Here is a 16,776-nt window from a genome sequence, read left to right as displayed (position 1 = left end):
AGGGCCTCAGGCGCAAGTCTGGTCACCGCGCCATCGTAGGGAACGCGCCCGGGCGACTCGCCCGGCCCGGCCGGGCGCGGGGCTGCGAGGATGGCACCGTGACTGGAACGCTCGTACTCGCAGGTACCCCGATCGGCGACGTCGCCGACGCCCCGCCCCGCCTCGCCGCCGAGCTGGCGGACGCCGACGTCGTCGCCGCGGAGGACACGCGCCGGCTGCGCCGCCTCACCCAGGCGCTCGGCGTCCAGCCGCGCGGCCGGGTCGTGTCGTACTTCGAGGGGAACGAGGCCGCCCGCACCCCCGAGCTGGTCGAGGCGCTCGCCGGCGGGTCGCGGGTGCTGCTCGTCACCGACGCGGGCATGCCGTCCGTCTCCGACCCCGGCTACCGGCTGGTCGCCGCCGCCGTCGAGCGGGACATCAAGGTCACGGCCGTGCCCGGCCCGTCCGCCGTGCTCACCGCGCTCGCCCTGTCCGGCCTGCCCGTGGACCGGTTCTGCTTCGAGGGATTCCCGCCCCGCAAGGCCGGCGAGCGCCTCGCCCGGCTGCGGGAGGTCGCCGGGGAGCGGCGCACCCTCGTCTACTTCGAGGCGCCGCACCGGCTCGACGACACGCTCGCCGCGATGGCCGAGGTGTTCGGCGCGGACCGGCGGGCGGCGGTCTGCCGCGAACTGACCAAGACGTACGAGGAGGTCCGGCGCGGCGGCCTCGCCGAGCTGGCCGCCTGGGCCGCCGAGGGGGTGCGCGGCGAGATCACCGTCGTCGTCGAGGGCGCCCCGGAGGCGGGCCCCGCCGACCTCGACCCGGCCGAGCTGGTCCGCCGGGTGAGGATCCGGGAGGAGGCGGGGGAGCGCCGCAAGGAGGCCATCGCGGCCGTCGCCGCCGAGGCGGGGCTGCCGAAGCGGGAGGTGTTCGACGCGGTCGTCGCCGCGAAGAACGCCGGCACGGGCGGCCCGGCGGCGGGCTGAGGACTATCGTGGGAGGTGGGGCCCACCGCGGGAGGTGGCGCCCTCACCCGGTGGTCCGCGCCCGCGCTCCGGTGGCCCCGCGCTCGGCGCGGGCGAGGTGCCGAGCCGCCCGCGGCGGCGTCCACCGGTGCGGTGGAAAGGAGCCGGCATGAGCGGCGAGACCCCCGGTACCCCGGTCGGCCACGAGGCGTACGCCTTCGCGTGCATGCGGTGCGGCTACGGCTGGGAGCAGGCGTACGACATCGAGCACCACACCGACGTCACCGGCCACGACGTCGCCGTCTACCGCAGCGAGGGCCGCCGTGTGCCCTCGCCGCTGTCCCACCCGACCTGCCCCAACTGCGGGCGGCACGTGGTGCGGATCATGCGGTCCGGGCGGATCTCCACGGTCCTCGACCACGGCGAGCCCCGTCCCGGCGTGCCCGGCATGGCGCCCCGGCGGGCGGCCGTCCCGGTGGCGACGACCGGGCCGCTGGGGCAGGAGATGGAGGAGAGGCCGCTGCCCCGGGCCACGGCGGCGGGACGGCCCGCGACGGACCCCTCCGCCGGACCGCCCGCGGACGCCGGCGGAGTCGGCCCGGCGGGCGGCCCCGAGGGCGGGCAGGCCGGACCGCGCCACCGGCGGCTGGCGCACCTGCTGCACCCTTTCCATCGGCAGTAGCCAATCGGCAGTAGCCATCGGCAGTAGGGGCCTTCCGCCGGCGGGGCCCCGGGTGGGCCGCCCTCCGCAGGGGGGCGCTCCGCCGGCGGGGGCCGGGTTCCCCGCGAGCGGGCCGGCGGCGCTTCCGTACGATCGGGGCATGAGCGCCAAGGACGCCCCGCCGCCGCTGCCCGAGCCCCTTCCCGTGGCCGTGGCCGATTCGCACACCCATCTGGACATGCAGACCGGCACGGTCGAGGAGGCCCTCACCAAGGCCGCCCTCGTCGGCGTCGAGACCGTCGTGCAGGTGGGCTGCGACGTGAAGGGCTCGCAGTGGGCGGCGGAGACGGCCGCCGCCCACCCGAACGTCCACGCCGCCGTCGCCCTCCACCCCAACGAGGCGCCCCGGATCGTGCTGGGCGACCCCGACGGCTGGTCCCGGCAGGGCGCGCGCGAGGGCGGCGGGGACGCGGCGCTCGACGACGCCCTCGGCGAGATCGACCGGCTCGCCGCCCTCGCGCACGTCAGGGCCGTCGGCGAGACCGGCCTCGACCACTACCGCACCGGCCCGGAGGGCAAGGAGGCGCAGGAGCGCTCGTTCCGCGCCCACATCGAGATCGCCAAGCGGCACGGCAAGGCCCTCGTCATCCACGACCGCGAGGCCCACGACGACGTGCTGCGGATCCTCGCCGAGGAGGGCGCCCCCGACCGGACGGTCTTCCACTGCTACTCGGGCGACGCCGACATGGCCCGCGTCTGCGCCGAGCGCGGCTACTTCATGTCATTCGCCGGCAACGTCACCTTCAAGAACGCCCAGCCGCTGCGCGACGCCCTCGCCGTCGCCCCGCTCGACCTCGTCCTCGTCGAGACCGACGCGCCGTTCCTCACCCCGGCCCCGTACCGGGGGCGGCCCAACGCGCCGTACCTCGTCCCGGTCACGGTCCGCGCCATGGCCGCCGTGCGCGGCATCGGCGAGGAGGAGATGGCGACGGCGCTCGCCGTCAACACCGCCCGCGCCTTCGACTACTGACCGGGCCGGCCGGCCGGCGCCCACCCCCGGCCCGCGCCCAGCCCAGGCCGCCCCCGCGGGCCGCCCCCGCGCCCCCGCGGGCCGCCCCTCGAGCCGCCCCCGCCGGCCGCGCCCGCGGGCCCGCCCCCGCCGTTCGCACCGCCGTACGGGCGGCCCGCCGCGGGGGGCGCGCAGGGTAGCGTGTTGACGCTGCGTGGTCGAGTCGCTTGGGAGAGTGACCGTCCCTCCGCTAGGGTCCCGGCCTCGTGAACACCTCGCAGGGCAGTCACCGGGCCGCCACCCGGGGCCGCCGCGCCGCCGACCCGTCCGTCCCGGCCCCGCACGCCGCCCCGGGCCCGGCCATCCCGTCGCCCGCCCCGCCGGGGGACGACGCCGCGCCCGTCCGGGCCGGCGGGGGCCGGGCCGCCCGCCGCCGCGCGGCGGAACCGCGCGGCGGGGACGGGCTGCGGCGGCTCGTCCCGCAGGCCCTCGTCGTCGCGGTGCTCGCCGGCGGCACGAGCGCCTTCGTCGCCGACGACAAGGCGGTCCGGCTCAGCGTCGACGGCACGCCCCGCACGTTCCACACCTTCGCCGACGACGTCGAGGAACTCCTCGACGAGGAGGGGCTGGCCGTCGGCGAGCACGACCTCGTCGCCCCCGCCCCCGACGCCGCCCTGGCCAGTGGCGACGAGGTCGTCGTCCGCTGGGGCCGCCCCGTCGACCTCACGCTCGACGGCCGCAGCCGGCGCCTGTGGACCACCGCCCGTACCGTCGACGAGGCGCTGCGCGAGCTCGGCGTCCGCGCCGAGGGCGCCCACCTCTCCGCCTCGCGCTCCGCCGCCATCGGCCGCGAGGGCCTCGCCCTCGACGTCCGCACCGAGCGCACCGTGACCTTCCTCGCCGACGGGCGCGAACGCACCGTCCGCACCAACGCCGCCACCGTCGCCGACGCGCTCGACCAGGCGGGCATCACGCTCGACGGCGACGACACCACCTCCGTGCCGCCCGGCTCGTTCCCGCGCGACGGGCAGACCGTCACCGTCCTGCGGATCACCGGCGGCCGCGAGACCCGCGACGAGGCCGTCCCCTTCGCCGTCCGCCGCGTCGAGGACCCCCGCCTCTTCCGGGGCACGGAGGTCGTCACCCGCCAGGGCCGCCAGGGCCTGCGCCGCGTCACCTACGAGCTCCGCTCCGTCAACGGCGTCGCCGAGCGGCCCCGCAGGACCGGCAGCGAGCTGGTCCGGGAACCCGTCACGCAGGTCGTGCGGGTCGGCACCCGCCCGATGCCCCGCTCCGTCACCGGCGCCGACGGCCTCGACTGGGACGCCCTCGCCCGCTGCGAGTCCGGCGGACGCCCCGACGCCGTCGACGCCTCCGGCACCTACGGCGGGCTGTACCAGTTCGACCCCGGCACCTGGCGGGCGCTGGGCGGCAGCGGACGCCCCCAGGACGCGCCCGCCGCCGAGCAGACATACCGGGCGAAGAAGCTCTACGTGCAGCGGGGGGCGAGTCCGTGGCCGCACTGCGGCCGTAGGCTGTATCGGTGAGCACCACTGAGTCCGACGCCCTCCTCGGCCCCGCCGACATCCGCGAACTGGCCGCGGCGCTGGGCGTACGCCCCACCAAGCAGCGCGGCCAGAACTTCGTCATCGACGCCAACACCGTCCGGCGCATCGTCCGCACCGCGCAGGTGCGCCCCGACGACGTGGTGGTGGAGGTGGGTCCCGGCCTCGGCTCCCTGACGCTCGCCCTGCTGGAGGCCGCCGACCGCGTCGTCGCCGTCGAGATCGACGACACGCTCGCCGCCGCGCTGCCCGCGACCGTCACCGCCCGCATGCCCGAGCGGGCCCCGCGCTTCTCCCTCGTCCACTCCGACGCCATGGACGTCACGGAGCTGCCCGGCCCGCCGCCCACCGCGCTTGTCGCGAACCTCCCGTACAACGTGGCGGTCCCGGTGCTCCTGCACATGCTCGACCGCTTCCCGACCATCGAGCGCACCCTCGTCATGGTCCAGGCGGAGGTCGCCGACCGGCTCGCCGCCGGCCCCGGCAACAAGGTGTACGGCGTGCCCTCCGTCAAGGCCAACTGGTACGCCGACGTCAAGCGCGCCGGCTCCATCGGCCGCAACGTCTTCTGGCCCGCCCCGAACGTCGACTCCGGCCTGGTGTCCCTGGTCCGCCGGGACCCGCCGGAGACCACCGCCACCAAGCGGGAGGTGTTCGCCGTCGTCGACGCGGCGTTCGCCCAGCGCCGCAAGACCCTGCGGGCGGCCCTGGCGGGCTGGGCCGGGTCGCCCGCCGCCGCGGAGGCCGCCCTCGTCGCGGCGGGCGTCTCCCCGCAGGCCCGCGGCGAGTCCCTGACCGTCGAGGAGTTCGCCCGCATCGCGGAGGCCCGAGCGTGAGCGTCACCGTACGAGTCCCGGCCAAGGTCAACGTCCGGCTGGCGGTGGGACCCGCCCGCCCCGACGGCTTCCACGACCTCGCCAACGTCTTCCTCGCCGTCTCCCTGTACGACGAGGTGACCGCCGCCCCCGCCCCGTCGCTCCGCGTCACCTGCGAGGGCCCCGACGCCGACCGGGTCCCCCTCGACCGGACGAACCTCGCGGCCCGCGCGGCGGAGCTGCTCGCCGCCCGGTACGGCATCGAACCCGCCGTCCACCTCCACATCGCCAAGGACATCCCCGTCGCCGGCGGCATGGCGGGCGGCAGCGCCGACGGCGCGGGCGCCCTGCTCGCCTGCGACGCCCTGTGGGGGACGGGGGCGAGCCGCGCCGAACTCCTCGACATCTGCGCCGAACTCGGCAGCGACGTGCCGTTCTCCCTGGTGGGCGGGGCCGCCCTGGGCACCGGCCGGGGCGAGCGGCTCACCGCCCTGCCCGTCGGCGGCGAGTTCCACTGGGTGTTCGCGCTGGCCGACGGCGGTCTGTCGACCCCGGCCGTCTACGCCGAGTTCGACCGGCTCACGCCCGACGCGCCGGCCCCCGACGCCCCGCCCGCCCTCCTGGACGCGCTGCGCACCGGCGACACCGCCGCCCTCGCCGGCGCCCTCGCCAACGACCTCCAGCCCGCGGCCCTCTCCCTGCGCCCGTCCCTGGCGGACACCCTCGCCGCCGGGACCGCCGCCGGGGCCCTGGCCGCGCTCGTCTCCGGCTCGGGGCCGACGACGGCGTTCCTCGTCAAGGACGCCGAGTCCGCCCGGTCCGTCGCCGCCGCGCTCACCGCCTCCGGCACCTGCCGCACGGCCCGCACGGCCACCTCCCCCGCACCGGGGGCGCTGCTCCTCACCCCGTGACGCCGGGGCGGGCGCGTGCCCGCCGGCAGCGCCGACCGGCGGGCGCGCGTGCCCGCCGGACGGCGCCGGGGCGCGGGTACTCACGCCGCATCTGAGTACGACGGCCCTCCCGCCCCGCCCGGCCGGGGCGGGAGAGTCGCCGCATGCGACGTACGGGCAAGGGAATCAGGGCGAGCGACCTCGCCGCCGCCACCCCCGCCACCCGGGACCGGTACATCGACCTGCTGCGGGTCGCGTCCCTGGCGGTGGTCGTCCTCGGGCACTGGCTCATGGCGGCGGTGACGGCCGACGGCCGGGTGGGCAATCTCCTGGCGATCGTGCCCGCCCTGCGGATCGCCACCTGGGCGCTCCAGGTGATGCCGGTGTTCTTCTTCGTCGGCGGCTTCGCCCACGCGCTCTCCTCGCGCTCCCACCCCGCCTACGACGTCTTCGTCCGGGCCCGCCTGCGGCGGCTGCTGCGGCCGACGGTCCTGTTCACCGCGGTGTGGGGCGCCGCCGCGCTGGTCGTCCAGCTGCTCGGCGGCGGCTCCGGACTGACGGGCACGGCCCTGCGGCTGGTGGCGCAGCCGCTGTGGTTCGTCGGCGTGTACCTGGCGATGGTCGCGTTCACGCCGCCGCTGCTGCGGCTGCACCGGCGGTGGGGCTGGGGCGCGTTCGCGGCGCTCGCGGCGGGCGCGGCGGCGGTGGACGGGCTGCGCTTCGCGGGCGGCGTGCCCTTCGTCGGGTTCCTGAACTTCGGGCTGGTCTGGCTGGCCGTCCACCAGCTCGGCTTCCTCAGCGCGGACGGCCGGCTGCGCGGAAGGCGCGTCCCCGGGGCGCTGGCCGGGGCGGGCCTCGCCGGCGCGGCCGCGCTCGTCGCCCTCGGGCCGTACCCGCTGTCCATGGTGGGCATGCCCGGGGAGGCCGTCTCCAACATGGCGCCCCCGAGCCTGGCCCTGCTGTGCCACGGCGTGTGGCTGGTCGGCGCGGTGGAGCTGCTGCGCGGGCCCGGCACCCGGCTCGCCGCCCGCGCCCGGGTGTGGCGGGCGGTCGTCGCGGCGAACGGCGTCGCCATGACGGCGTTCCTGTGGCACCTGACGGCGATGCTCGGCGTGTACGGCGCGCTCCTGGCGCTGGACGTGCCGCTGCCGGAGCCGGCGACCGGGGCGTGGTGGGCGCAGCTGCCGCCGCGGCTGGTGGCCGCGGCGGCGCTGACGGCGCTGCTGGTCGCGCTGTTCCGCCGCGCGGAGCGGCCGGGCCGCGCGGCGGAGCCGGGGCGTACGAAGTGGGGCGCCCCGCCGGCGCCCGGCCGGGGGGCGCGGGGGCGGGCGGCGCGGGGGCGCGGACGGGCGTCCGGGCCGGTGGCCGCCGCGGGGGTGGCGCTCTGCCTGATGGGCGTGCTCGGCCTGTCGGCGGTCGGCTTCGCGGGCCTGCTGGAGGGCCGCACCGCGGTCCTGGTCGCCGTGGACGTCACGGCCCCGGCGACCGTCGCCATGATCCTTGCGGGCTGGACGCTGGTGGAGCGCTCCGGCCGCCGCCCCGCGCCCGGCCGGGCCGGGGCCCCGCGTCAGGACGGGGCGTCGCAGGCGTGCCGCTCCGCCGACGCCGTCGCGAACGACTTCAGCGCGGTCCGCAGCGACACGTGGTCCAGCGCCAGCCCGTCGTCCGGCTCGATCTCGTAGACGGCCGTCCCGTCCGCCCCCGGGCAGCGCGCGGTCATCCGGTAGTGGCCCCGGGGTGCGTTCGCCTTCCCCAGGGCGGGCAGCGCGTCGCCACCCGACGAGGCGGCCTCCCCGTAGGGCCCGTACGACGCGGTGAAGGCGTACAGCGGCGTCCCGGACACGCTGCCGAGCGTGCAGCGCTCCACCGGCGCCGGCTCGGCGGCGGTCTCCGCGGCCGTACCGGCGCCCCACCGGCGCCCCGTCGCCGCGTCGACGACGCCCGCGCACGTGCCGGTCGCCCGGTCGAGGGGCACCCGCGCGTCGGCCGCCGCCGGGGCGGCCACCTCGCGCACCGGCCCGGGGGCGGCCGCGTCGCAGCCCGTGCGGCGGGCGTACGACAGCGCGGTGTCGGCGAGCGCGGTGGCGAGCCGGGCCCGCGCCCCGGCGTCCCGGAAGCCCTCGCCGCCCCCGAGCCGCGCGTCCGCCGCCGCCAGCAGGCCGTCGCCGGTCTCGTCGCCGCAGTCCAGCAGCACCACCACCCGGCCGCGCGCGGGGCCGCCGTCGCCCGGGGCCCCGTACGCGAAGGAACCGGTCCAGCCGCCGCCCAGCGGTACGGCGCCGTCGCCCGGGTCGATCGAACCGTCCGGCCCGAACGGCTCCTGCGCGTCGCGCACCCGCACCTGGAACCGGGTGCCGCCCTGGCCGGTGGTGTCCGCCTCGGCGACGGTGCAGCGCCACCCGTCGTGCTGGAGCGCGCCGGACGCGGTCAGCGCGACGCCCGGCAGCAGCTGCCGCACCGGCCCGTCCGCCAGGTGCCCGTCGCAGGCGCCGTCCAGCGCGTCCCCCGTGCCGCGCCACGCGTCGTACCCGCCGGACAGCCAGAACGCCCCGCCGGCCAGCACGACGGCCGCCGCCGACGCGAGGGCCACCGCCCGCACCCCGCGGCGGCGCCCGGAGGGGGCCGCCTGGTCCTTGCCGCTGTCCTTGCTCATGTCGTACCTCTCGCAGATGGACGTTCGTGGGGAGCCACGGTCACGTGTTCGATCACGGACACGCGGTACGACGTCCTCCGGTTCTTGCCGTTCGTGCGTTTTCCCCGGGGAGTACGGGCCGTACGGGCCGTGCGGGGCTGACGGGTCCCGCGGGTGTCGCGAGCCGCCAGGGGTCTTGTGGGTGGCTCCGGGTGCCCGTCAGCGGCGCGCCGCCTTCAGGGACCCCTTCGCCAGTGCGTACGCGGGCAGCATCGCCTCGTGCTCGGCGCTGTCCATGCCGCCCAGCTCCAGGACGACCGGGCCGGAGGCGGTGACCACGGCCAGCGCGCGGACCCTCTTGCGCTCGTCCGGCAGCCGGCTGGTGACGGCGTACGTGACCTCGGCGGCAGGCAGCGCGGGGTCGGCGGCCAGGCGGACGTCCCGGTGGACGACGGAGGCGGGGGACTCGGCGCCGGCCACGAAGGACTCCAGCACCCGCCGGGGGGTGGCCGCCCTGTCGCCGTCGGTCCACACCCGCAGGAAGCCGACGCTCCCGGCGGGCTTGGCGTCGACCTCGCAGACGACCGTCACCGTGCCCTGGTCGAGCAGGGAGCGCAGGTCCGGGTCGTCGACCGGGGCGATCCGCTCCGGCACCCAGGCGGCGGCAAGGTCGAACGTCACGGGCAGCGGGCACGCCGACCCGGGACCGCCGAGGGTCCCGCCCTTCGCCGCCACCCGTCCGTCCGCCGCGGCGCCCGGGGCCGTCGCGGCCGGTCCCGCGGCCCCGGCCGGGGGCCCGGTGCCTCCGGCGGACGGGCCGGCCGCCAGCCGGTCCGCGCCGCCGCCCGGCGCGCAGCCGCCCACCAGCGCCGCGGCCACCGCGGCCGCCGCCGCTGCCTTCCCGACTCCCCGCCCCACCACTTCCGGGCCCTTCCCTCCGACGATCGCCGCACGCTACCGCACGGGCCTCCGGGCACCCCGCGGCGCCCACTACCCTGGAGGGTCGATCCCTTCCGCCACATCAGGAGTGAAATGGCCGCCAACCTGGTCAATGTCGAGGCCGTCAGCAAGGTGTACGGCACCCGTGCCCTGCTCGACGGAGTCTCCCTCGGCGTCTCCGAGGGCGACCGGATCGGGGTGGTGGGCCGCAACGGCGACGGCAAGACGACGCTCGTGCGCGTCCTCGCCAAGCTGGAGGAGGCCGACAGCGGCCGCGTCACGCACAACGGCGGGCTGCGGCTCGGCGTGCTCACGCAGCACGACTCGCTCGACCCCGCCGCCACCGTCCGGCACGAGGTGATCGGCGACCTCGCCGACCACGAGTGGGCGGGCAGCGCCAAGATCCGCGACGTGCTGACCGGCCTCTTCGGCGGCCTGGACATGCCCGGCTTCCCGCAGGGGCTGGACACCGTCATCGGGCCGCTCTCCGGCGGCGAGCGGCGCCGCATCGCGCTCGCCAAGCTGCTCATCGCCGAGCAGGACCTCATCGTCCTCGACGAGCCGACCAACCACCTCGACGTGGAGGGCATCGCCTGGCTCGCCGGCCACCTCAGGGAGCGCCGCTCGGCGCTCGTCTGCGTCACCCACGACCGCTGGTTCCTCGACCAGGTCTGCACCCGCATGTGGGACGTGCAGCGCGGCACCGTCCACGAGTACGAGGGCGGCTACTCCGACTACGTCTTCGCCCGCGCCGAGCGCGAGCGGATCGCCGCGACGGAGGAGGCCAAGCGGCAGAACCTCGTCCGCAAGGAGCTGGCCTGGCTGCGGCGCGGCGCCCCGGCCCGCACGTCCAAGCCCCGCTACCGCATCGAGGCGGCCAACGAGCTGATCGCCGACGTGCCGCCGCCGCGCGACGACGCCGAGCTGATGAAGTTCGCGTCGGCCCGGCTCGGGAAGACCGTCTTCGACCTGGAGGACGTCACCGTCCAGGCCGGGCCGAAGGTCCTGCTGAAGCACCTGACCTGGCAGCTCGGCCCCGGCGACCGGATCGGCCTCGTCGGCGTGAACGGCGCGGGCAAGACCTCGCTGCTGCGGGCCCTCGCCGACGCCGCGGTGACGCAGGGGGAGAAGCAGCCCGCCGCCGGCCGGATCGCCGTCGGCCGCACCGTCCGCCTCGCCTACCTCTCCCAGGACGTCACCGAACTGCCGCCGGCGCTGCGGGTGCTGGAGGCCGTGCAGCAGGTCCGCGACCGCGTCGACCTCGGCAAGGGCCGGGAGATGACGGCCGGGCAGCTGTGCGAGAAGTTCGGCTTCACCAAGGAGAAGCAGTGGACGCCGGTCGGCGACCTGTCCGGCGGCGAGCGGCGCCGCCTGCAGCTGCTGCGGCTGCTGATGGACGAGCCGAACGTCCTCTTCCTCGACGAGCCCACCAACGACCTCGACATCGAGACCCTGACGCAGCTGGAGGACCTCCTCGACGGCTGGCCCGGCTCGATGGTCGTCATCTCCCACGACCGGTTCTTCGTCGAGCGCACCACGAACCGCACCCTGGCGCTCCTCGGCGACGCGACGCTGCGGATGCTGCCGCGCGGCATCGACGAGTACCTGGAGCGCCGCCGGCGGATGGTCGAGGCCGCGGCGGGCGCCCCCGCCGCGAACACGGCCGGGGCGGCGCCCGCCGCGAAGGCGGTGAAGGCGGCCTCGGCCGCGGACGCCCGCGCCGCGAAGAAGGAGCTCCAGCGCATCGAGCGGCAGCTCGACAAGGTCTCCGAGAAGGAGTCCGCGCTGCACGCCCGGATCGCCGAGAACGCCACGGACTTCGCCGAGGTGGCGAAGCTCGACGCGCAGCTGAGGGAACTGGGCGCCGAGCGCGAGGAGTTGGAGATGCGCTGGCTGGAACTGGCCGAGGACGCGTAGCGCCACGGCCGCGCGGGGCGGGCGCGGCGCCACGCCGCGCGCCCCCGCCCGGCCGTCGCGCGGCAGCCGCCGGGCACCCGCGCGGCGGCGTGGGGAAGCCGTGGAGAGCCGATAACAGCGGCATCACGGGCCGGTCCTCCCTTGGGAACAGGGGCGGTCCGGCCCGTCTGCCGTCGGACGCCAGGTGGTACAAAGAAGCCCCGCTCGACTCACGTAACAGTGCGACATCCCTGTCCGATTCGCTCCATTCCGGCCACGTCCCCGGCCGGAATCGCGGGGGAGGCCGATCGGCCAGCGGACCGCACGAAGGGGGAAGCGCTGATGACTCAGCCGCCCAGCCAGCAACCGCCGCAGGGAGGCTTCGGGTCTCCGCAGGACCCGCAGAAGGTCCCCCAGCCGCCGGCCCAACCGCCGACGGCACCCCAGCCGCCCGCCCAGCCGCCGACGGCCCCGCCGGCGCAGCCCCCGGCCCAGCCGCCGGCCGGCCCCCCGGCCCAGCCGCCGGCGCCCGGCTACGGCTTCCCGCAGGCGCCGGGCCAGCCGCCCGCGCCCGGCTACGGCCACCCGCAGGCGCCCGGCCGGCAGCCCGGCCCCTACGGTGCGCCCGCCCAGCCGGGCCCGTACGCCCAGCCCGGCCCCTACGGCGCCCCCGCCCAGCCCGGCCAGCCCGGACCGTACGGCCAGCAGCCCGGCCCGTACGGGCAGCCCGCCGCGTACGGCCAGCAGCCGAACCCCTACGGCGGCCACCCCGGGCAGCCGCCCTACCCGGGCGGCCCCGTGCCGCCCGGCGGCGGTTCCGGGGGCGGCCCGTTCAAGGGCAAGCCCGCCGTGATCGTCGCCGCGGTGACCGCGGCCCTGCTCGTGGCCGGCGGCACCTGGTGGTTCGTGAGCGACGGCGACGAGCCGGCGCAGCCGACCGCGGGCGCGTCCGCCGCCCCGTCGCCGACTCCGTCCGCCTCCGACCCCGTCGACAAGGGCGACGGCACCGGCGGCGGACGCACCCAGGACGACGACCTGAACGCCGGCCGCCAGCCGGGCGAGGCCAAGGTCGAGTGGCTGCTGAAGAACGACGTGGACCTGCCGCGCAACGGCGCCGACGTGCTGGGCCCGTGGGTCGTCGGCGACACCGTCGTCAAGGCGATGTACCGCAGCGTCGAGGGCTTCTCCCTCGCCGACGGCAAGAAGAAGTGGAGCATCCCCTTCACCACGGACGTCTGCGAGGCCCCGGCCGCGCCCACCGCCGCGGGCGTCATCGTCCTCGGCGTGAAGGACGGCACGACGGACCGCGCCGACTGCCGCGTCCTGCAGCAGATCGACCTGAAGACCGGCAAGGCGGGGTGGAAGAAGGAGATCCCCAAGGCCAGCGGCTTCAGCGCCCTCTCGGACCCGACGCTCGCCATCGCGGGCAACACCGTCGCGGCCGCCGGCACCGGCAACTCCTACGGCTTCTCGCTCACCGACGGCAAGCAGCTCTTCGGCAAGCCCGCCGACGGCTGCCAGCCGTACGCCTACGCCGGTGACGGCCCGCGCCTGGTCGCCGCGGCCAGCTGCCGGGTCAGCGACTACAAGAACCCGCAGCAGGAGGTGTGGGGCGTCGACCCCGCCACCGGCAAGCCGACGTGGAAGTACCAGCTGACGCGCGGCTGGGAGGTCGACAAGGTCTACTCGGTCGACCCGCTGGTGGTCAACGCCGTCCACAAGGAGAAGAAGCAGCGGACCGTGCTGGCCCTGACGGCCGCGGGCAAGCTCCGCTCCCAGCTGTCCGGCGGCAACGACAAGTTCCGGGCCAACTGCGGGGGCGGCGGCCTCATCGTCTTCGGCGAGCGGCTCCAGGGCTGCTCCGGCGTGGCGGCCGACGCGGGCACCTTCTACATGTCGACCGAGCCCACCACCCTCACCCGCGGCACCAACGACGTCGTGGCGTTCGACCTGAACACCGGCAAGCCCAAGTGGCGCGCGACGGCCGGCCCGGAGAAGACGCTGCTCCCGCTGCGCATGGACGGCGGTCGGCTGCTGCTGTACGTCGAGGGCTCCTGGGACCGCGGCGGCGCCGTCGCCACCCTCGCCCCGACGGGCGGCAAGCCGGAGGTCGTCCTCCAGCACCCGGCGTCCGTGGCCCGCGTGGAGCGGGACTTCTGGCAGCCGCGGTACGTCTACGCCGACGGCCGGTTCCTCATCGCCAGCGGACGCGTGAGCGCGCAGAACGACAAGGCGGAGCTGGAGACCAAGACCATGATCGCCTTCGGCAGGTAGCCCCGGGCCCCGCCGCCCGCCGTAGCCGTACGCCGTCCGTTCGCCGTCCGCCCGCCGCCCCGGTGGCGGGCGGACGGACGACCCCTTCCTTCCTTCGAGGTACGCAGACACGATGACGCAGCCGCCCCCTCCGCCGAACCAGCCTCCGGGCCCGCCGCCGAACCAGCCTCCGGGCCCGCCGGACCAGCCGCCCGGCCCGCCGCCGCAGGGCGGCTTCGGGGCGCCGCAGGACGTCCCGCCCGGCGGCTTCGGCGCACCCGCGCCGCCGCCCCAGGGCGCCCCCGGGTACGGCTACCCCCAGGCACCGCAGGACGCCCCCGGGTACGGCTACCCCCAGGCACCTCAGGACGCCCCCGGGTACGGCTACCCCCAGGCACCTCAGCCGCCCCAGCCGCCGCACGGGCCGCAGCCGCCGGCGGGCCCGCCCGCGCCCCCGGCCGGGCAGCCCGGCGGGTACGGCCACCCGGCGCAGCCGCCCACCCAGCCGTCCGGCCCCATGCCCGGCCAGGCGGCGGGGCAGCCGCCCGCGTACGGCTACCCGACCGCCCCCATGCACCAGGCGGCTCCGCAGCCCGGCATGCCCGGCATGCCCGGCATGCCCGGCGCGCCGGCCGGCCAGGGGCGCGGGAAGCTCTCCGCGTCCATGAAGATCGTGATCGCGGCGGCCGTCGCGGTCGTCCTGATCGTCGGCACCGGCCTCTGGTACGCCTCCTCCCGGGGCGACGAGCCCGCCACGGCGAACGGCGACACCGCCGGCGCCACCACGGGCGGCGGCGGGGAGGACGGCGGCGCCAAGGCCCCCGGCGGCGGTGGCAAGGAGAAGCCGCCGGCGAACACCCAGGCGAAGGTCGCCTTCCAGATCCCGGCGCCCGTCGTCACCGACACGACCACCACCAAGGGCTCCTGGCTGACGGAGAAGACGTACGTCAAGTCGGGCGTCAACGAGGTCGTCGGCTACGACCCGCTCAAGGGCACCAAGCTGTGGACCGTGCCGCTCCCCGGCGAGATCTGCGCCGCGTCCCGGCACGTCAAGGACGGCAGGGCCGCCCTGGTCTTCCAGCCGTCCAAGCCGACGGCGCAGCTCAAGTACCCGCCGTGCTCCGAGGTCGGCGTGATCGACCTCGACGCCGGGAAGCTGGCGTGGACGAAGACCGTCGAGGGCGGCACCGGCGGTGACCGCAAGGCCCGCTGGGAAGAGGTGACCATCGGCGCGAACACCGTCGCCGCCGGCGGCACGGACGGCGGCGCCGCCTGGGACCTGGCGACCGGCAAGGAGTACTGGCGCCCCCAGCCGAACGCCGAGGGCTGCAAGGACCTCGGGTACGGCGGCGGCGAGGGCCTCGTCGCGGTGCGCCAGTGCGGCGACAGCGGCAACAAGCACGTGCTCGTGCAGAACCTCGCCCCGACGACCGGTGCGCCGATCTCCACGTACAAGATGCCCGCGGGCGTCGAGTACGCGGCGGTCGTCTCCACCAAGCCGCTCGTCGCGGCGGCCGACGTCGGCCGGACGGCGGGCGACGGCTCCGGCATCTCGGACTTCTTCTCCATCGACGAGACGACCGGCAAGCTCAAGGTGAAGATCGCCGCCGACGCGTCGCGGTACGCGGGCAAGTGCCGCTCCACCAACGTGGAGGAGTGCGAGAAGCTCGTCGTCGGCAACAACCGCCTCTACCTCCCGACGGAGAACCACGAGGGCTCCGGGGAGGACTACAACCGCGTCAACGAACTGGTCGCCTTCGACCTGACGACCGGCAAGCTCGTCGGCCGGAAGCTGGACTCCGGCGCCAACACGACGGTCTTCCCCGTGCGGATGGACGGCGGCAACGTCATCGCCTACAAGTCCCCCGGCTACGAGCGCGGCGGGCAGCTCGTCAGCGTCGACGGCGCCACCTTCCAGGAGACGGTGCTGCTGAAGACCCCGGCCGACCGGGCGATCCGCACCGCCGAGACGCTCCTCGCCGACCGCGAGGACCTGATCTACCGGGACGGGCGGCTGTACATGGCCGACTACTTCGTCTCCAAGCCGTCGACGGTGGTGAAGGAGACGCGCTACCTGGCGCTGGTGTTCACCACCGAGTGACCGACCCGGGCGCCCCGGCTTCCGGCGCCCGGTCCCGGCCCCCGGCGGCCCGGTACGTCCCCGCGGACGTGCCGGGCCGCCGGCGCGTCCGGGGCAGGGCGCCGGAAGCCGGAGCAGCCGGGGCTCGGGTGCGGCGGGCGTCAGCCGGCGTCCCCCAAGTAGCCCTGATTGGCGAAGAATTCGACATTGTGGGGGGCTTCTGACCGGTAGGGGGAGCAGGACGTCGAACAAGCGTGTAGCTTGCCGGGTCATGGAGGGCCGGGGGGCCATCTCCAAGGGGATGGGGGTTCTCGATGGGCGTACGGCTGATGGTGGTCGACGACCACCGCCTGCTCGCCGAGGCGCTCGCCTCGGCCCTGAAGCTGCGCGGGCACCGGGTGCTCGCCGCCGCCGCGCCGACGGCGGGAGCGGCCGAGCTGGTGGTCAGCCGCGCGCCCGAGGTGTGCCTCCTCGGTACGGCGGCCCCGGCCGAGCCGGGCGCCTTCGACCCCGTCGTCCGCATCAAGCGCGACCGCCCGCAGGTGGCGGTGCTGGTCCTCGGGCCGGTGCCGAGCCCGCGCGGCATCGCGGCGGCCTTCGCCGCCGGGGCCTGCGGGTACGTCCGCCACGACGAGCGGATCGAGGGCGTGGAACGCGCCATCGCCAAGGCCCGCGCGGGTGAGGCCGCCGTCGCGCCGCAGCTGCTCCAGGGCGCCTTCACGGAACTGCTCGACCCGGCGGCGACCCCCGACGACGAGGGCCAGCGGCTGCTGCGGATGCTGACGCCCCGCGAGGTGGAGGTCCTGGTCCGGGTCGCCGAGGGCGAGGACACCCGGCTGATCGCCGCGGGCATGGGCATCGCGCCGAGCACCGCGCGCACGCACGTGCAGCGGGTCCTGATGAAGCTCGGGGTCGGCTCCCGGCTGGAGGCCGCCGCCCTCGCCGCCCGCACCGGCCTGCTCGACCGCGCCGCCGCGGGCGTGCCGGGCATCGCCGACCGGCTCTGACCCCCCGCCCCCCCCCCCCCCCCCCCCCACCCCCCCCCCCCCCCCCCCCCCCCCCCCCCCCCCCCCCCCCCCCCCCCCCCCCCCC

General features: G+C 76.9%; 13 protein-coding genes. 11 read left to right on the top strand and 2 right to left on the bottom strand.

Annotation, left to right across the window (positions count from 1 at the left end; translation table 11 throughout):
* Positions 1–98: 98 nt before the first annotated feature.
* The 7 genes from rsmI (at position 99) to LPA54_RS28490 (ending at position 7,566) form a co-directional block, all read left to right on the top strand.
* Positions 99–965 (top strand): 16S rRNA (cytidine(1402)-2'-O)-methyltransferase, encoded by an 867-nt coding sequence (gene rsmI / locus LPA54_RS28520; RefSeq protein ID WP_228983006.1) that lies wholly within the window; start codon positions 99–101, stop codon positions 963–965.
* A gap of 148 nt (positions 966–1,113) precedes the next feature.
* Positions 1,114–1,626: a hypothetical protein gene (locus LPA54_RS28515; RefSeq protein ID WP_228983001.1), complete on the top strand. Its 513-nt coding sequence runs from the start codon at positions 1,114–1,116 to the stop codon at positions 1,624–1,626.
* A 139-nt stretch (positions 1,627–1,765) separates the two neighbouring features.
* Positions 1,766–2,635 (top strand): TatD family hydrolase, encoded by an 870-nt coding sequence (locus LPA54_RS28510; protein WP_228982998.1) that lies wholly within the window; start codon positions 1,766–1,768, stop codon positions 2,633–2,635.
* Positions 2,636–2,880: 245 nt separating this feature from the next.
* Positions 2,881–4,161 (top strand): ubiquitin-like domain-containing protein, encoded by a 1,281-nt coding sequence (locus LPA54_RS28505; RefSeq protein ID WP_308112901.1) that lies wholly within the window; start codon positions 2,881–2,883, stop codon positions 4,159–4,161.
* The gene (gene rsmA / locus LPA54_RS28500; RefSeq protein WP_228982996.1) at positions 4,158–5,015 is read left to right on the top strand and encodes a 16S rRNA (adenine(1518)-N(6)/adenine(1519)-N(6))-dimethyltransferase RsmA; all 858 of its coding nucleotides are present in this window, start codon (positions 4,158–4,160) and stop codon (positions 5,013–5,015) included. The genes LPA54_RS28505 and rsmA overlap by 4 nt, the downstream gene beginning before the upstream one ends.
* Complete coding sequence (locus tag LPA54_RS28495; protein ID WP_228982989.1) at positions 5,012–5,905, top strand: 4-(cytidine 5'-diphospho)-2-C-methyl-D-erythritol kinase; 894 nt, start codon at positions 5,012–5,014, stop codon at positions 5,903–5,905. The genes rsmA and LPA54_RS28495 overlap by 4 nt, the downstream gene beginning before the upstream one ends.
* Positions 5,906–6,048: 143 nt before the next feature.
* The gene (locus LPA54_RS28490) at positions 6,049–7,566 is read left to right on the top strand and encodes an acyltransferase (RefSeq protein WP_228982984.1); all 1,518 of its coding nucleotides are present in this window, start codon (positions 6,049–6,051) and stop codon (positions 7,564–7,566) included.
* Here LPA54_RS28490 and LPA54_RS28485 read toward each other — a convergent pair.
* Both LPA54_RS28485 and LPA54_RS28480 read right to left on the bottom strand, forming a co-directional pair.
* Complete coding sequence (locus tag LPA54_RS28485; RefSeq protein ID WP_228982981.1) at positions 7,452–8,537, bottom strand: hypothetical protein; 1,086 nt, start codon at positions 8,535–8,537, stop codon at positions 7,452–7,454. The genes LPA54_RS28490 and LPA54_RS28485 overlap by 115 nt on opposite strands.
* A 198-nt stretch (positions 8,538–8,735) precedes the next feature.
* Positions 8,736–9,437, bottom strand: a complete 702-nt coding sequence (locus LPA54_RS28480; RefSeq protein ID WP_228982979.1) for a lipoprotein — start codon at positions 9,435–9,437, stop codon at positions 8,736–8,738.
* Between the two features lie 111 nt (positions 9,438–9,548).
* Between LPA54_RS28480 and LPA54_RS28475 the strand changes: the two genes are divergently transcribed.
* The 4 genes from LPA54_RS28475 (at position 9,549) to LPA54_RS28460 (ending at position 16,691) form a co-directional block, all read left to right on the top strand.
* Positions 9,549–11,372 carry an ABC-F family ATP-binding cassette domain-containing protein gene (locus tag LPA54_RS28475; RefSeq protein ID WP_228982978.1) on the top strand — a complete coding sequence of 608 codons (1,824 nt, stop codon included), beginning with the start codon at positions 9,549–9,551 and terminating at the stop codon, positions 11,370–11,372.
* A gap of 321 nt (positions 11,373–11,693) precedes the next feature.
* On the top strand, positions 11,694–13,625 hold the full coding sequence (locus LPA54_RS28470; protein ID WP_228982975.1) for a PQQ-binding-like beta-propeller repeat protein: 1,932 nt from the start codon (positions 11,694–11,696) through the stop codon (positions 13,623–13,625).
* 112 nt (positions 13,626–13,737) lie between these two features.
* Positions 13,738–15,705, top strand: a complete 1,968-nt coding sequence (locus LPA54_RS28465) for a PQQ-like beta-propeller repeat protein (RefSeq protein WP_228982972.1) — start codon at positions 13,738–13,740, stop codon at positions 15,703–15,705.
* Positions 15,706–15,998: 293 nt separating this feature from the next.
* A complete protein-coding gene (locus LPA54_RS28460; RefSeq protein ID WP_228982964.1) occupies positions 15,999–16,691 on the top strand; it encodes a LuxR C-terminal-related transcriptional regulator in 693 nt (230 codons plus the stop codon).
* The last annotated feature ends 85 nt before the right edge of the window (positions 16,692–16,776 follow it).

Origin of the sequence: Streptomyces sp. DH12 (genome assembly GCF_020873895.1) — a bacterium.
In the GTDB taxonomy this organism is placed as follows: Bacteria; Actinomycetota; Actinomycetes; order Streptomycetales; family Streptomycetaceae; genus Streptomyces.
This window is presented reverse-complemented; position numbering and strand designations above follow the sequence as displayed.